Raw genomic sequence first — 14,555 nt, forward strand, 5'->3', positions numbered from 1 at the left:
ATTCCCTGCTTAACGCGTTTATTCATATCTTAACGCATCAATTGGGTTGAGTCTTGCCGCTTTTATCGCAGGCACTAAACCAAAAATAACACCAATTGCTGAGGTAAAACCAAATGACAATAATATCGCCCACATTGGAATATATGCCGCAGGCATGCCTGGTACAATCGCTGATATGGCAGCAGCAGCACCATAACCTGTAATAAGGCCAATTACGCCACCAAATAAACTAAGTACCACGGCTTCCACTAAAAATTGCAGCATAATAAAGCCCGGCGTCGCACCAAGCGCCTTTAGCGTACCAATAATACGGGTGCGCTCAGTTACAGACACCAGCATAATATTCATTACACCAATACCGCCAACTAACAAGCTAATACCCACAATACCCGCAGTAATTGCCGTTGCACTGCCCGTAAATTTATCAATATTTTCACGCGCTTTTTCAGCGGTTTCAAACTCAAAATCGTCATGGTCATCGGGGCCAAGCTTATGATTCTGGCGTAAAATACGTTTCATTTGAGCCAGGGTTTGTGCTTCATCTACATCTGGCTTTAAGCGGAACATAATTTGAAAATATGGTTTACGTGCATTGCCTTCCAGAATTTGCATGGTACTGATTGGGATATTGATGTAATCATCCTGGTCAAATCCCAAAAAGCTGCCTTGCTTCTCCGCAACCCCAATAATTCGGAACCATTCGCCACCGAGTTTAATGTATTCACCCACTGGATTTTCAGGTAGCTTAAGCTTTTCAATCAGTGTTTCACCAATAAAGGCAACGCGACGGCGTTTATCGTCATCTTGTGGGCGAATATAGCGGCCCATCTCAGGATAAATGCGATAGGCTTTTTGGTAGTTTGATTCTGTACCAACTACCCGCGTATTGTGACTTTCGCCTTTGTACTCTACCGCGCCTTGAAAACGAAACGCCATCATTTGCGCGGTGATGGTATCGAACCCTTGCACTTTACCTTTTAGCGTTTCAAAATCACGCACTGTTAAATACGAACGTTTACCAAGCATTTCTTGTTGCGGTGTGGTGTAAGGCTTAATACTAGTCACATCCGGCGCCATATCAGCCAATTGGTCGTTAATTTGCTTGGTAAAGCCTTGCATCACAGCAACAACCGTAATAACTGCGGCAACGCCAATAATTATACCTAAACACGTGAGTGCACTTCGCATCGCATTAGCACGAATCGCCTGAAGCGCGGCTTTAGTTCCCTCAATAATCGCGAGAAATGACTTAAACATACGCTCTCTCCTCGCTATTTCGTGTATCCGATACCACTTTTCCATCAACCAAGCGCAATACACGCTGGCAATGTTCAGCAATTTCTTGCTCATGGGTCACTAAAATAATGGTATGCCCGTCATTATGTAGCTCATCAAACAAACTCATAATTTCATTGGTTGTTTTGCTGTCCAAATTACCAGTCGGTTCATCTCCCAGTAGGATATCAGGCTTTGTCACCAACGCTCTTGCTATTGCCACACGTTGACGTTGACCACCTGAAAGTTGTGATGGTAGATGGTGTAATTTATCACCAAGACCAACTTTCTCAAGCGCCTGCGTTGCCAGCTTTTGACGCTCTTTTGCTGAGATAAAACGGTAAATCAACGGCTGCATTACATTGCTTAACGCACTGGCGCGAGGAATAAGGTTAAAACTTTGAAAAATAAAGCCAACACTTTTATTTCTCTGCCCCGCAAGCTCAGTTTCAGTCATTTTTTTTACTGGCTTTCCCTGCAACACATACTCGCCACTGCTTGCGACATCCAAGCAGCCTATAATGTTCATTAGTGTCGATTTACCAGAGCCCGATGGACCAATAATCGCAAGATACTCATTTTCTTCAATGTTTACGCTTACATTATCCAAAGCCAAAAAGCTTTGTTCACCCATTTTGTATTCTTTGCAAATATTACTAAGTGCGATCACTGACATCTTTAGCATCCTTATCAGCTGTTTTCAGCTTTACCTTATCGCCCTCTTTTAGTTTGCTAACTGCACGCGCTGGCCCTACTACAACTGTTTGCTTTTCTTCAAGACCACTTTCAATTGCTTGTTCAATATCTGATGAAACACCGAGTTCAACTGTTTTCTTAGTTACTGTTTTATCGTCGTTTAATACCCAAACATAGTGATTTTCATCTTCGCTGTGTACAGCTTCAATTGGAATTTTAATGGCGTCTTTACCAATGGCCGTTGCAATTTCTGCACGGCAACTCATACCTGCATATAAAGTACGTTCATCGTCGTTTAACAGCACTTTCACTTTAAATGAACGTCCTTGCGAGCCGACAAATTGCTTGGCTGACGTACCAATATGAATGACTTTGCCAACAAATGGTTTATTCGGGTAGGCCGCAGCATAAATTTCTGCTTCTTGGTTTAACTTAATGCTAGCGATATCTGTTTCGTCTACTTTTAGCTCAGCGAGGATTTTGCTTGGGTCAGCCAATAGCATCAAATCTGAACCAACAATATTGGTGGTACCAGCAATGACGGTTTCGCCTTCTTTAATATCAACCGACGCTAATAAACCACTCATTGTTGCTCGAAACACACTTTTACTTAAACGGTCTTCAGCAATTGACAGTGACGCTTTCGCTTGATTTAACGATTCTTTACGCGCTGAAACATCAATTTCAGCCAGCTCTTTCGCATTTTTAATGTTATCGTAAACTTCTTGCTGAGATAGCCCTACATCAAAGAGTTCTTTTTGACGGTTAAGCTGAGAGATTAAGTTCTTAAGACTTGTTTGCGCACGTTCAATATCAATTTCACTTTGTCTTACTAACGCTTGATAACGGTCCACTTCGGCTTCAAAGGCTTCGGTATCAAGCTGCATTAACATGTCACCTTTCTCTACACGCTGCCCTTCTTCTACAAATACTTTTTCAACACGGCCGGTTACTTCTGAGCGCAATTGCACTTGGGTGTTAAAAACCAAGGTACCCGACGCTAAAATTGAATCTTTAATTTTTCCTTTTTCAGTAAGCGTGGTTTTTATCTCTGGTAATTTACCATCGCCCTTGATTTGTTGGCTTACAATCATGGCGACAAATGCCGCCACCGCGACTACTACGATAATAATTTTTTTCATATTCAACCCCAAAGCAAAGCAGCACCTTAAAGTGCTGCAATAATTGCCCAAATACCATAAATTAAAATGCTTGGTAGTAATGCAAATAGCATTGCTTTATTGTTGTTAAAGTTAGTCCATGACTTTAAGCCAATATACGTCAGTGCCAGAGACCAAATTGAGAAAATATTGATACTCTCGAGTAACCCCGCAAATGCGTGGTTAGCGTCAAAACCAAAAATAAGTTGGTTTAGTGAAGAGAATGTAAGTACTGTTGCAGGAATTTCACCGCTTGAGGCAGTCAACACCAATGCCATGGAACCAATTGCTGCAAAAATTGTTGGTAAGCTCGTAAATGCGGTAAAACCAAACCAATCACCAAATGTCATATGACATTCTGGGTCTTGCTTCCCAATTAAATAGTAGTACAACGCAAAAATACAGAAGATGGTTGGAATGCCAATTAACACACCGACTGCGGAGAAAATCCACATCATTGGAAATTGCTGTGCGGTCATTGCTTCAGCTTGTTCAAGTTCCGCAGGATTGTAGTCGCCACTTTGTTCCATCGTAGCAACTTGTTGTTCCACAAAATACGCTTGGTCAACAGAGTTAAAGTAAATAACTTGTGCCGAAATACCAAACACAAATAATAATATCATCGCAAGCCATGACCAGCCTTTTGCATCTTTTAGGCCGTTAAACGCCTTGGTAGGGGCTAAAAATGTATCGCCAATCGCGCTAATTGCATTTTCTGATTTCATAGTTTTACTCGTTTTTAGTTGTTTTGATACACAAACCATAACAACCTGAAACACTTTGAAAAACTAAAAGTGATAAACGGTAAAATACGATTTTAAGCGGTAAAATAAGCCTAGCTACGTAAACGATATTACACAGTGAAAACAATTACTGCTCAAAATAACGATAAATTCACTGGGACGTAACACGCCCCCTAATCGAAGTGCGAATGCCTTTGCTCATTTGAATCGCAAAATCCAAGTTCGCATTTGTGGCTTTCAAAGTAACTTAGGTTTTCCTCAGCCCATTCATAATCCTGTGTAGCAGGATCTTTTCGTCCTTCATCTCGTGCTTTTTGATATGCCAAAACGGAAACTAACAGTTCCATAAACACCTCCGACATTAAAGAGTAGGAATTTAGTATTAATTACGGTTTAAATAATAAATTGGATCATTAACCGTTAATTTTTCCAATACGGCGTAAAAGGCCCTAAATACTTGACTCTAGCATAAGACATCGTTAGCCTTTGCCGCTTTTTAAGGGCGCTATTATGAATAAATCCCAACTTGTTGAACACATCGCAAAAAACAACGACATGTCAAAAACCACCGCTAAACGTGTTGTTGATAGTTTGGTTGCGACAATCACACAATCATTATCAGAAGGTGACTTAGTTCAGTTACCAGGATTTGGTAGTTTTTCATTGAGTTACCATCCTGAAAAGCAAGGGCGTAACCCACAAACTGGAGAAGAGATCACCATAGCCGGACAAAACAAAATAGCCTTTAAAGCAGGCTCGAAACTAAAAAGCGCGATTAACGAATAGCCTTTAATAAGCAGGCAGACAACCTAATCCCGAAATGAATCGTAAACTGGTAGCACTTTCAGCGCTGCCAGTTTACTTAACTATCAACACGCTAACAAAATATTACTTGCCAATCGGTCTACGGTCTTTTATTTCTATTTCGCTCAGCTCGTTACGCAAATGATCAAGCACTTGATTTATAAAACGGTGATTGATAAATATATCAACCGAACTTTTTGCTGTGCGCAAAAATACATGTGTGTTGGTAGCTTCAATTGCATGGATTTCATCAACCGACACCGTAACAGCGAGGCCTTTAATCAAGCGTGCAATAGGCGTATCACGTACAATCAGCTTGCTATCTTGATGTTCAATTAAATGCTCAACGCTATTTAGTCGTTTTGAATACGTAAGCCAAAGCATAAAAAGCCACATAAAAAAGCATATTATGATCAATACAATCATTTAGGCGCCTCTTCAGACACTAATTTAAATCGCGTAAATAGCCAGCCTAATGCAACTAACGACAAACCTAAACCAATAAACGAAATTGCACGATATAGCCCGTCTAAGTGCGCCATATCAAATAGGAAGGCTTTTAAAATAACCACAAGTAAAATTGCAAACCCCGCTTGGTAAACCACAGACTTGGCAATACGCTGCCCGAATAAATTAAATCCTGCCGCGATAATTAACCACACAACCGAATAACTGTAAATCTCAGCTTGACTCGTTGGTAACGAAAGCCGTATTTGTTCAGTTTGAAAATAACTGCGCACAACACCGTTAATAAATAAAAAGCTAAACCCTGAAGCTATTGGCAGCAAAACTTTATTTTTATTGAGTTTGAACTGCTTTGGCACAATATCAAAGTAATACACAAGCGCAATTATTACCGCAGGCACAGCCCACATCACCAATAACCAATTAAACAAGAAGATATCACCAATCAAAATAGCTTCTAAGAACGGGTTATACTGCGTATTCAAAGTTAAATGACACAAACCACTTGCCGCAGCCAATGCACAACCAGCGTACAAATATAAAGAACGCGAACTGATTTTGAATCGCCACCAATAAACCACGGCTAGTATCAACCAATTCATTGATAACACGCAAAGTTCTGCAAAGTTTAAGTTACTAAAATCAGGGTAATGACCGACTAAGACATAACTGGTTTCGGTCGTTACAAATAACGCGATTAAATGCAGTAATGCTCCTTCATACCACTTTTTAAGTTCAGAATTTGAATGTAACCGATAAGCATAAAACACCATGGCAAACATCATGGGCAGTACCACCAAACTCCAGTGCACACCAAACACGAGCTCATTACTGTATTGCTGAGTCCAAGGAGCGAGCGTGATACGCATAAGCACTAATGACAGAGCTATTTTACTCAGCCACAACGGCAACTCGACTTTAAAGCGCTGTTGTCCATAAGCGATTAACACTAGTTGTGCACAAATTGCCAACGATAACGTACTAGCATTCAACCACATGGTAAATACTAACGCTAAAAAACTGTTCGCAGTGAGCCAAAACGTGATTGTTGCTAGGGCATGATGTGCTTTGGTTATTTGCCACAGCGCATAGCCTGCCATCACCATCAGGTATACCGTCCAAAGTGGGTATAAGGTTGTTTCAACTGTTTGCGGCGTTACTATGTACGACACGGCAAACACCAACAGAGGTGCAATGCCTAACAACAAACTAAAACTGGCACGCTTTATAAATAGTTTTTGCATTACTATGCTATACACAAAATACGCTACCCCCACTAATTGCGCATATAAAAATACACTGCTAAAAACCAGCATAGGGTCATCGAGCTGATGCACGATAGGATAGCTTACTATCGCAAAACAACTGAAGATTAACGATACAAACGGCCAAGAATCAAATGCACTGTGCCTTAGTGGCAAATACATGCAAAGTGCACTTAATAACACACTTACAATCAATAAACTGCTACTAAAGCCGTGCAAACTATAAAACAGTACTAGCAGTAGTATGTTAAGCACTAACGCTAATTGCTCTTTGCGCGGCATTAATAGTACTTTTATTGCTAGTGGCGTTAAGTTTTTATTAGTTAAGCGCCAACCTAGCACACTGGATAATACATACAGGTAAAATGCAATTGCCATGGTCGCTGCAATTACCCAAATATCGCTTTTATGTGCAATCGCAACACTAATGGTAAGCCATACAAAATGCCCGACAAAACTTTGCCACCACAGCCACTCTCGTTTGACTTTATTGGCAACCCAAATCGCCGCAATTGATACAAAGTTGACGTACATTAGTAAGGCAAACACATTGTTGCTGCCAGTGTTAACCAAAGCCGGCACCGTATATGCGCCAATAATACCAATCACCGCAAGCAATGGGCCAAACCGTAATGCGAGCGCTGTGGCGATTAAAGAAATTGCTGCAAGTGCAGCAAAAGCAACAACAGGCGAGATAAAATGATAATAACTAAAGGTGGCAAGTACCAATGCAAATCCAGTAATAATGCCCCCGCTGGCAAGCGCAGCACTGGTATTTGTAACATGATTGCTGGCACCGTGTTTGCGATACAAATATTCCGCCAATATCACTAATGCCAAAGCAAACACACCACCCAAAATTAAGCGTAACGTAATTGAAATAAGTCCCGATTCAATTGAGTACTTCGCAAGGAAAATACCACCGAGCGCTAAAATACCGGCACCAATCCAAAGCAAACCATTATTTGCTAAAAATTGCTCTAATCGCTGCGCTAAGCTTACAGTCTCTAAAGCCTTGGGCTTAGGTCTTGGTTTTTCGTTTAACGAGGTTTCTGCCTGCTCTTGGTGAGTTGCCAGCGCTACGCTCACATTGCTTATGCTATCCACATGTGGTGTTTGCGGTTGTGAATCGTCGGCAGCTTGGGTGCTACTTTCTGCGCTTTGTTCGACAACAGATTCTTGCGATGACTTTACAGATGTTGCATGTAGCGTATTGGTTTCGCTCAACTTTTTAACGAGCGATTTTAAGTGTAATACCGCGATCGTTAATTCCTTTATTTTTGCGTCGGCGCTGCGTAATTTTAAAAAGCTGTACCAGGCAACTATTAACCCGCCTAACATAAACACAGCAAACACCAGCGCAAAAAGTCCTAATAGAGTTTCCATACTTTTTACGATAAATTAAAACAATCTTGCACTAATGTACCTTGAATGGCTGACGAAATGAATAACTATAAAAATAAAACCGTTTTAATAACAGGTGCTTCGAAAGGTGTAGGCGCTGAAACTGCAAAGCAATTTGCCAAACTTGGGGCTAACGTTGCACTGGTTGCTAGAAACAAAGCGCCACTTGAAGCACTGGCAGCTGAAATTAATCAATATGGTCATGCTGCGGTATTTCCCTGTGATATTGGCGAGATATCCAGCCTTGAAACCTTAGTAACGCAAGTAGTCGCCACCTTTGGTGCAATCGATGTGCTCGTTAATAACGCGGGACTGCACCATCGCGGCGACTTTGAAAAACTAACGCAAACTCAGGTTTCAAATATGGTGAATGTGAACTTAAATGCGCCGCTAACACTCACTCACCTTTGTTTAGATCAGCTTAAACAATCAAATAATGGCGCGGTGATTATGGTAGGGTCGTTAGCGGGACGCGCGCCACTGCAAGGTGCCGCGGTTTATTCAGCAACAAAAGCAGCACTAAGGGCATTTAGTTATGCACTTCACGATGAACTTAAGCCTCACAAGGTTAAAGTTGCGGTAGTGTCACCGGGTCCAATTGATACTGGTTTTATAATGGATGAGATTGATCACGTTGAAGACATTGTATATTCGCAGCCAATGAGCAGCGCATTAGAGGTTGCAAATGAGATTATCGCATTGTCGATAAACGACGATGAAGAAAGCGCTATGCCATGGTTTAGCGGCAAGCTAACCACCCTCGCCTATCTATTTCCAAAATTGCGACGTGCCCTACGCCCCTATCTTTATAAAAAGGGCGCAAAAGCGAAGTTGAAATATAAAAGCCGACGCTAACTATCAAAAGGTATATCGTCGCTGATTTGGTGTTTTATCGCTACTAACTCACAAAAGTGATCTGTTGCGATTTTTGCTAACTGCGGATCAAACTTAATACCCGCATTTTGCTCAACATACTGACGAATTTGATCATCGCTCCACGGCGCTTTATAACTACGTACACTACCGAGTGCATCAATTACATCCGCAATCGCGACAACGCGTGCTTCAAGTGGAATATCGTCACCTTTAAGCCCCTGCGGATAACCACTTCCGTCATAATTTTCATGATGAAAACGCGCCATCGTTGCGCCTAGTTTTGCAATTGGCATACTTGATTTATCGAGCAGTTGGCCGCCCTTTTCAGCATGCGTTTTAATTAATTCAAACTCATCTTGCGTAAGCTCACCTTGCTTATGCAAAATGGCATCAGGAATGGTTGTTTTTCCAATATCGTGTAACGGCGCAGCAATGCGTATTGCATCGCATAACGAATTTGGTAACCCCGCTTTTATCGCAATAAACTCAGCCATTGCGGCAACGCGCTTAACATGACTGCCTGTTTCTTTGCTACGTGCTTCTATTGCATCACCCACAATATAAAGTAACTCTTTTTGTGTAGTTTGTGTTTGATGTTGGCGTACTAAACTTTCAAGCATCGCGGAATTATTTATAAATAATTCCGCGATGCTGGCTTTAAAGTCACTGGGTTGATGATCAAATTCAATATACAACACTGCTTTGGAGTCAGTTGATGTGCTAATACATGCCACATAATAGTCGTCTGAAAAGTGACTTTGACCACTGCTCAGCGCTTCTTCCACAATAGCATTAACGTTTTTAGGGAATGGCTGATTAGCTTTTTTAAGTTCGTTAAAGCGACCAGAACTTGCGAGCAGTATTTTATGAGATTGATTAAAGATATCATTTTCATGGCGCATTATGTAAATTGCTGAACTGTCCACTTCCATTAACGATAGAAAGTTATCAAGGGCAGCACATGCAAAAACGTTAATATTCTGAATTTTTAGTAAGTCACCAGACACTTCTATTAAATTGCGAAATGACTTCAGGGATTTTTCAACCGTGTTTAAGTCGCGAAATCCGCGTAACGCCCCATAAGTACAGCTTACCAACTTAGTCGCTGTTAACTCGGTTTTTGTACGATAATCATTTATATCGTACTTTTCAATCACTTCTTGCTCGGGTGCATAACCAGCTTGCCCTGTACGAATTAATAACCTTACTAAGTGATTGTTAAGTGTATTTCGGATCCAGTTAACCAGCTTCAATCCTGCATAGGTAGACTCCATCACGACATCTATAAATACACATGCCCAATTAGTATCGGACATCAAGAGTGTTTTAGCTTGCTCAGATGAAAACGCACTGGTGCAACTAATGGTACGCCCCAATATTTCTTTGCCTTCAAGCACTAACTTGGTTACATCATGAATATTTTTATCATCATCCACGATCAAAATATGCCATTTAAGTGTTTTAGGCTTTTCTGTTTTGTCTGGCCTCTCGCCCTGACTAAACAGGTAATTATCCATAAGGTAATGTAATTTATTTGACTAAACTGTTGGCTGACTGCCGCTGATTATTTAAGTTGAACCAGCCCGATAAATACGCAGTACGACAACGTTAAAACGTTAAGGTGAAAGTGTAATTTCAATCTAACCCCACACTTTAAAAAAGGTTATTCACATTTAATCACATGTGAATATTTCATATATATCCACACTATTTCTAAAGTGCTATTAATTTACAATAAGTAACATACGGCACCACGCATGAAACTTTATTAAGTAATAGATATTAAGCAACTTTTATAAAAAACCAAATCAATACTAAAACCCACATTATTAAAGTAACGCTTAAATAAAATCGATTAAAAGCGTATCCATTTTAGGGCGACACGTTACGTTTGTAAGAATTTGGAAAAGCGTTAAAACATGCACGTCAAATTGTTAACGCACTGTTTTAATACTATTTATTATTTCAATATTTTGCTAACGTGATGACAGTTTTAAGAAAAAGGTATTTCAAAATGAAACAATTATTGATCCTTATTTGTTTTATCGCATTCAGTGCCGTAGCTAACGACAAAGCCTATGAGCAAAGTGCAAATAATTGGCTTGAACTGATTGATAGCGGCGATTATCAGGCTTCGTGGCAAGACACCAGTGATCGCTTTAAAAATCAAGTCAGTGAAGCACAATGGCAACTTGCCCTAGAACAAGTACGTACGCCATTAGGTAAAGTCGTAAAACGAAGCCCGCTTGATAGTACTCGTCACACTAGCCTACCCGGTATGCCAGATGGCACATACCAAGTAATGCAATTTAGTACCCAGTATGAAAATAAGCGCGAAAGTATCGAAACCTTGTCTATGACATTGATTGATGGAAAATGGCAAGCAATCGGTTATTTTATTAAATAAGTCACTAACAGACTGCATCTCCTAGTCACTCTTAGCTAACACATTCAATGGATAGCAAACTATGTTGCTATCCAACTTTAAAGAAGTTCACTTCATCCACCATGCGCTTTGTTTCTTCATTAAGCGCGGCTGCTGAGCTGGCAATTTGTTCTACCATTGCGGCGTTTTGTTGCGTACTTTCTTCAATATTTGTGACTGCAATATTTATCTCGTTATAACTTGCAGTTTGTCGTTTATTTGCTTCTGCAATTTCTTCCATTTTTTGGTTAGCATTGTTAATAGAATTTGCGATACCAACAAGCGCTTCACTTGATTGATCAACATGCAGGTTACCATGTGAAACCTGCTCAACACTCGATGTGATTAAAGACTTTATTTCGTTTGCTGACTGGGCGCTGCGCTGTGCGAGGCTCCTTACTTCGCTCGCTACCACACTAAAACCGCGACCGTGCTCGCCTGCTCGTGCAGCTTCTACAGCGGCATTCAATGCGAGTAAGTTAGTTTGAAACGCAATTTCATCAATAACGCCAATAATGTTTTTAATACGATCGCTTGATGCGCTCACTTGTTGCATCGTTTCTTTCGCCTCAAGCGCAATAACCTGCCCGTTTTGCGCACTAGTTTGCATCGTTAGCATAAGTTTCTCAGTATCCAGTAAGTTAGATTGCGCTACTTTTGCTGACTCATGTACTCGTTGTACGCTCACACTCGTTTCTTCTACCGCGCTTGCTTGGGATTCTGTGCGGCGTCTCAAATCTTCATTTGCATGCGCAATTTCATGAACACTATTTGACACAGACTGCGCTAGATTAAGTAAATTTGATAACAGCGAGTTCAACTTACCAACTGAGGTATTCGCGTTATCTTTCAAACGTTTAAATTGACCATCATAGTGATTCGTAACACTCGCCCTTAGATCCCCTGCAACCAAGCTCTCAAATAGGTGATCTAGATCGTTCAGTACTCGGCTAACAACCTCTATAATTTCATTTACGCCATCACTCAGTTGTAAAAAGCAACCTTGTTTATTTGCGCTATCAATGCGTTTGTCTAGATTGCCTACTTGTAACGCACCGATAACATCTTTAACTTCTACTTCAATAACTTGGCTTAGCTGCTCAAGTGATTTATTTATATTCGTTTTTAGTATGTTGAATTCACCGGTATAATCACCATTTACATGTATGTTTAGATTGCCATTCGCTAGCGCATTAGCAACCGAGTTTAGCTCACTTATAACATTTTGATTTAGTGCTACTAAATTGTTTAACGATTCACTCAACGACAAGAAAAATCCTGATTTATCTTCGGTATTAATCCGTTTCGTCAATTCGCCCGATAGACAACTTTGTACTATTTCAGTAATTTCATTCTCAATGATGTGATTAAGCGTAGAAATGGTTTTATTGGCGTTAAGTTGTAAGCGAGCGTACGCACCTTCATATTCCCCGTCTATTTTTACTGCCAAATTGCCTTGAGCCAAATTTGCAAAAACATTATCCACTTCATCTATCACATTGCGGTTAATTTGTTGTAATTTATTAATGCTTTGCGTGAGGGTTAAGAAACCGCCTTGTTTATTTTTCTCATTAATAGAGACGTCTAACTCGCCTGAAGTTGCACAATCCACCAGCTGTTGAATGTCTTTTTCAATAATTTGCTGTAGCGTATCGCGACAATTGATAGCCGAATCCAGTAAAACCGCAAACTCCCCTTGTAGTTGATGAGTATATTGATTGCTTAGATTGCCACACGCTAAATCGTTAACAACGTTTGATATTGCACTAAACGACCGATTGCAGGTATTAACCGTGCTATTTACATCGTCTTTTAGTTGCCCTAGCTCTCCTTGTAAATTCTCGCTAATGGAATTTGAAAAGTCGCCCTGTTTTACCGCCGACATCACTTTTCGTATTTCCCCAACACCTATACCTACTTGATTGCCTGCAGTTTCAATTTGCGACACCACTTTTGCCAAGTCGCCGTTGTATTTGCCACTGTAATTAATTTGGTTGTATCGGCCATTAGCTAGCGCGTTACTCATATCGCCTATTTCACTAAACGCATTGCTCAAGTTTTCAAGTAACGCATTAACATTTTTAGCGGTATTACCAATTTCGTCTCGCTGATCAATCGCAATTCGTAAACTGTAATCGTTGTCTTGTTGTATTTGCTGAATGGTTTGTTGAATTATGTTCAGCGCCTTTTTAAATGAGTTCGCAATCACAAAACCAACAATCAAACTGACCAGTAAAAATGCAAGCGCTGTATAAAACGCATTTTGTAATGTCTGCTCTGTGCTATTTAAATTTTGTTTTGCGCTATTTGCTATTTCAGTTGCCAACGATTTAATAAGCTCATTAACCAATTTTATTTCGTCCGTAGCACTAGCAAACCAAGTTTTTGCGTCAACATGTGGCAATATAACGGCAGTAGCAAGTCGCTTACTAATGGCGCTTTTTTGTTTACCTGTAATGTTACGCTCAGCCTTTATGTCGCTCACATCATTTCGAAGCGCCGAAAATACATCCGCGGGTAAATACGGCTTCATATTCAATACAATCGCATTCAACTCATCAATTGACTGCGCGTTCAAAGCGTCTTGACTGAGTAACAGCAGTAATGATTTTTTATCGTTCCTAAGTGCAACATTATTGGTAAATATGGCGGACATTGCTTTTACGTTTACCACTTGTTGCTCAGTTTTTAGCGCTTCAAAACGCTGCAAATAATCGTTATTGGCATAATGGCTAAATTGCTTTTCACGCTTTCGTATTTCGCCTAAAAAGCGACTTACTGCTTCTGCACGCTGCGGCGTGTAATCACCTTTTGCAAATACCCCGTTTAAGGCGCCACGCACTTGGCCCAAATGCTCTTTTAACCAAATTAACTGAATTGACGATTTAAATTTAGCTGACAACTCTGGCTCAGTAACATAAACCGATAGCTTTTCAGTGAGCGTAATTGCATGTGCATTAATCGTTGAGTAAAAGTGAAAAAAGCCAGAGTCAGGTGAAAGTGCATCTACATTAGTTCTTATTTCGGTACGTTTAGAAAACAGCTGTTGTAGTTGCTGCAACACATCCAAGGAGTGCTTGTTCAGTGATAAGGATTGTATTTTATCGATATTCAATAAGAGTGCATCTGCTGCGCTATCGGCATTTTTACGTTGCGATTGCAACGCTTGTTTACCTTGAGTGCCACCAGAACCTAAGTACCCGGCGCTTAACCCACGCTCTACTGCAAAGTTATGCGCCACATTGTTAAGTAATTGGGTTAACTCAATGACCTCATTTATGTGAGTTTGCGCCGCAACTTGTACTTCACTGCTTTTGTTTAACTGGTAAATTAAAAACCCGCTAAGCACACTCGGTATAAGCAAAATAAGAAAGAGCTTAAGAACAATCGGTAGGTTTTTTAGCATTGTGTGCATCCCTAAATTTGGCAAGCAAAGCGATTA

General features: G+C 40.4%; 12 protein-coding genes. 3 read left to right on the forward strand and 9 right to left on the reverse strand.

The features are described from left to right. Nucleotides 1-18: 18 nt before the first annotated feature. The 5 genes from L1068_RS02035 to L1068_RS02055 all read right to left on the reverse strand — a co-directional run bounded on the left by L1068_RS02035 (nt 19) and on the right by L1068_RS02055 (nt 4,221). Nucleotides 19-1,257, reverse strand: a complete 1,239-nt coding sequence (locus L1068_RS02035) for an ABC transporter permease (protein ID WP_010559027.1) — start codon at nt 1,255-1,257, stop codon at nt 19-21. Continuing rightward, nucleotides 1,250-1,951 carry an ABC transporter ATP-binding protein gene (locus tag L1068_RS02040; RefSeq protein WP_010559026.1) on the reverse strand — a complete coding sequence of 234 codons (702 nt, stop codon included), beginning with the start codon at nt 1,949-1,951 and terminating at the stop codon, nt 1,250-1,252. Before L1068_RS02040 ends, L1068_RS02035 begins: the two co-directional genes overlap by 8 nt. After that, a complete protein-coding gene (locus L1068_RS02045) occupies nt 1,932-3,113 on the reverse strand; it encodes an efflux RND transporter periplasmic adaptor subunit (protein ID WP_237128838.1) in 1,182 nt (393 codons plus the stop codon). The genes L1068_RS02040 and L1068_RS02045 overlap by 20 nt, the downstream gene beginning before the upstream one ends. A gap of 26 nt (nt 3,114-3,139) precedes the next feature. Further along, nucleotides 3,140-3,856 carry a YIP1 family protein gene (locus L1068_RS02050; protein ID WP_237128839.1) on the reverse strand — a complete coding sequence of 239 codons (717 nt, stop codon included), beginning with the start codon at nt 3,854-3,856 and terminating at the stop codon, nt 3,140-3,142. Nucleotides 3,857-4,047: 191 nt separating this feature from the next. After that, the gene (locus L1068_RS02055; RefSeq protein ID WP_161805660.1) at nt 4,048-4,221 is read right to left on the reverse strand and encodes a hypothetical protein; all 174 of its coding nucleotides are present in this window, start codon (nt 4,219-4,221) and stop codon (nt 4,048-4,050) included. 163 nt (nt 4,222-4,384) lie between these two features. Here L1068_RS02055 and L1068_RS02060 point away from each other — a divergent pair, with 163 nt between their 5' ends. Further along, a complete protein-coding gene (locus tag L1068_RS02060) occupies nt 4,385-4,660 on the forward strand; it encodes an HU family DNA-binding protein (protein WP_237128840.1) in 276 nt (91 codons plus the stop codon). A gap of 102 nt (nt 4,661-4,762) precedes the next feature. Here the strand turns inward: L1068_RS02060 and L1068_RS02065 are convergent, their stop codons facing one another. Further along, on the reverse strand, nt 4,763-5,062 hold the full coding sequence (locus L1068_RS02065; protein ID WP_237128841.1) for a hypothetical protein: 300 nt from the start codon (nt 5,060-5,062) through the stop codon (nt 4,763-4,765). Nucleotides 5,063-5,100: 38 nt separating this feature from the next. Continuing rightward, complete coding sequence (locus tag L1068_RS02070; protein WP_237128842.1) at nt 5,101-7,794, reverse strand: DUF2339 domain-containing protein; 2,694 nt, start codon at nt 7,792-7,794, stop codon at nt 5,101-5,103. A gap of 57 nt (nt 7,795-7,851) precedes the next feature. Here L1068_RS02070 and L1068_RS02075 point away from each other — a divergent pair, with 57 nt between their 5' ends. After that, the gene (locus L1068_RS02075) at nt 7,852-8,667 is read left to right on the forward strand and encodes an SDR family NAD(P)-dependent oxidoreductase (RefSeq protein WP_237128843.1); all 816 of its coding nucleotides are present in this window, start codon (nt 7,852-7,854) and stop codon (nt 8,665-8,667) included. Here L1068_RS02075 and L1068_RS02080 read toward each other — a convergent pair. After that, entirely contained in the window at nt 8,664-10,205 is a 1,542-nt protein-coding gene (locus L1068_RS02080) for an HD domain-containing phosphohydrolase (RefSeq protein ID WP_237128844.1), read from the reverse strand. The genes L1068_RS02075 and L1068_RS02080 overlap by 4 nt on opposite strands. Before the next feature lie 497 nt (nt 10,206-10,702). Here L1068_RS02080 and L1068_RS02085 point away from each other — a divergent pair, with 497 nt between their 5' ends. Further along, nucleotides 10,703-11,095: a DUF4019 domain-containing protein gene (locus tag L1068_RS02085; protein WP_010559018.1), complete on the forward strand. Its 393-nt coding sequence runs from the start codon at nt 10,703-10,705 to the stop codon at nt 11,093-11,095. Between the two features lie 67 nt (nt 11,096-11,162). Here the strand turns inward: L1068_RS02085 and L1068_RS02090 are convergent, their stop codons facing one another. Further along, nucleotides 11,163-14,519 carry a methyl-accepting chemotaxis protein gene (locus L1068_RS02090; RefSeq protein WP_237128845.1) on the reverse strand — a complete coding sequence of 1,119 codons (3,357 nt, stop codon included), beginning with the start codon at nt 14,517-14,519 and terminating at the stop codon, nt 11,163-11,165. Between the last annotated feature and the right edge of the window lie 36 nt (nt 14,520-14,555).

It is taken from the genome of Pseudoalteromonas sp. MMG024, assembly GCF_021654175.1.
Lineage (GTDB): Bacteria > Pseudomonadota > Gammaproteobacteria > Enterobacterales > Alteromonadaceae > Pseudoalteromonas.

Excerpts from the sequence above, each read along its gene's own strand:
- L1068_RS02050 (WP_237128839.1), bottom strand. The coding sequence starts at position 3,856 with ATGAAATCAGAAAATGCAATTAGCGCGATTGGCGATACATTTTTAGCC.
- L1068_RS02065 (WP_237128841.1), bottom strand. The coding sequence starts at position 5,062 with ATGCTTTGGCTTACGTATTCAAAACGACTAAATAGCGTTGAGCATTTA.
- L1068_RS02040 (WP_010559026.1), bottom strand. The coding sequence starts at position 1,951 with ATGTCAGTGATCGCACTTAGTAATATTTGCAAAGAATACAAAATGGGT.
- L1068_RS02080 (WP_237128844.1), bottom strand. The coding sequence starts at position 10,205 with ATGGATAATTACCTGTTTAGTCAGGGCGAGAGGCCAGACAAAACAGAA.
- L1068_RS02035 (WP_010559027.1), bottom strand. The coding sequence starts at position 1,257 with ATGTTTAAGTCATTTCTCGCGATTATTGAGGGAACTAAAGCCGCGCTT.
- L1068_RS02085 (WP_010559018.1), top strand. The coding sequence starts at position 10,703 with ATGAAACAATTATTGATCCTTATTTGTTTTATCGCATTCAGTGCCGTA.
- L1068_RS02090 (WP_237128845.1), bottom strand. The coding sequence starts at position 14,519 with ATGCTAAAAAACCTACCGATTGTTCTTAAGCTCTTTCTTATTTTGCTT.
- L1068_RS02045 (WP_237128838.1), bottom strand. The coding sequence starts at position 3,113 with ATGAAAAAAATTATTATCGTAGTAGTCGCGGTGGCGGCATTTGTCGCC.
- L1068_RS02075 (WP_237128843.1), top strand. The coding sequence starts at position 7,852 with ATGAATAACTATAAAAATAAAACCGTTTTAATAACAGGTGCTTCGAAA.
- L1068_RS02060 (WP_237128840.1), top strand. The coding sequence starts at position 4,385 with ATGAATAAATCCCAACTTGTTGAACACATCGCAAAAAACAACGACATG.
- L1068_RS02070 (WP_237128842.1), bottom strand. The coding sequence starts at position 7,794 with ATGGAAACTCTATTAGGACTTTTTGCGCTGGTGTTTGCTGTGTTTATG.
- L1068_RS02055 (WP_161805660.1), bottom strand. The coding sequence starts at position 4,221 with ATGGAACTGTTAGTTTCCGTTTTGGCATATCAAAAAGCACGAGATGAA.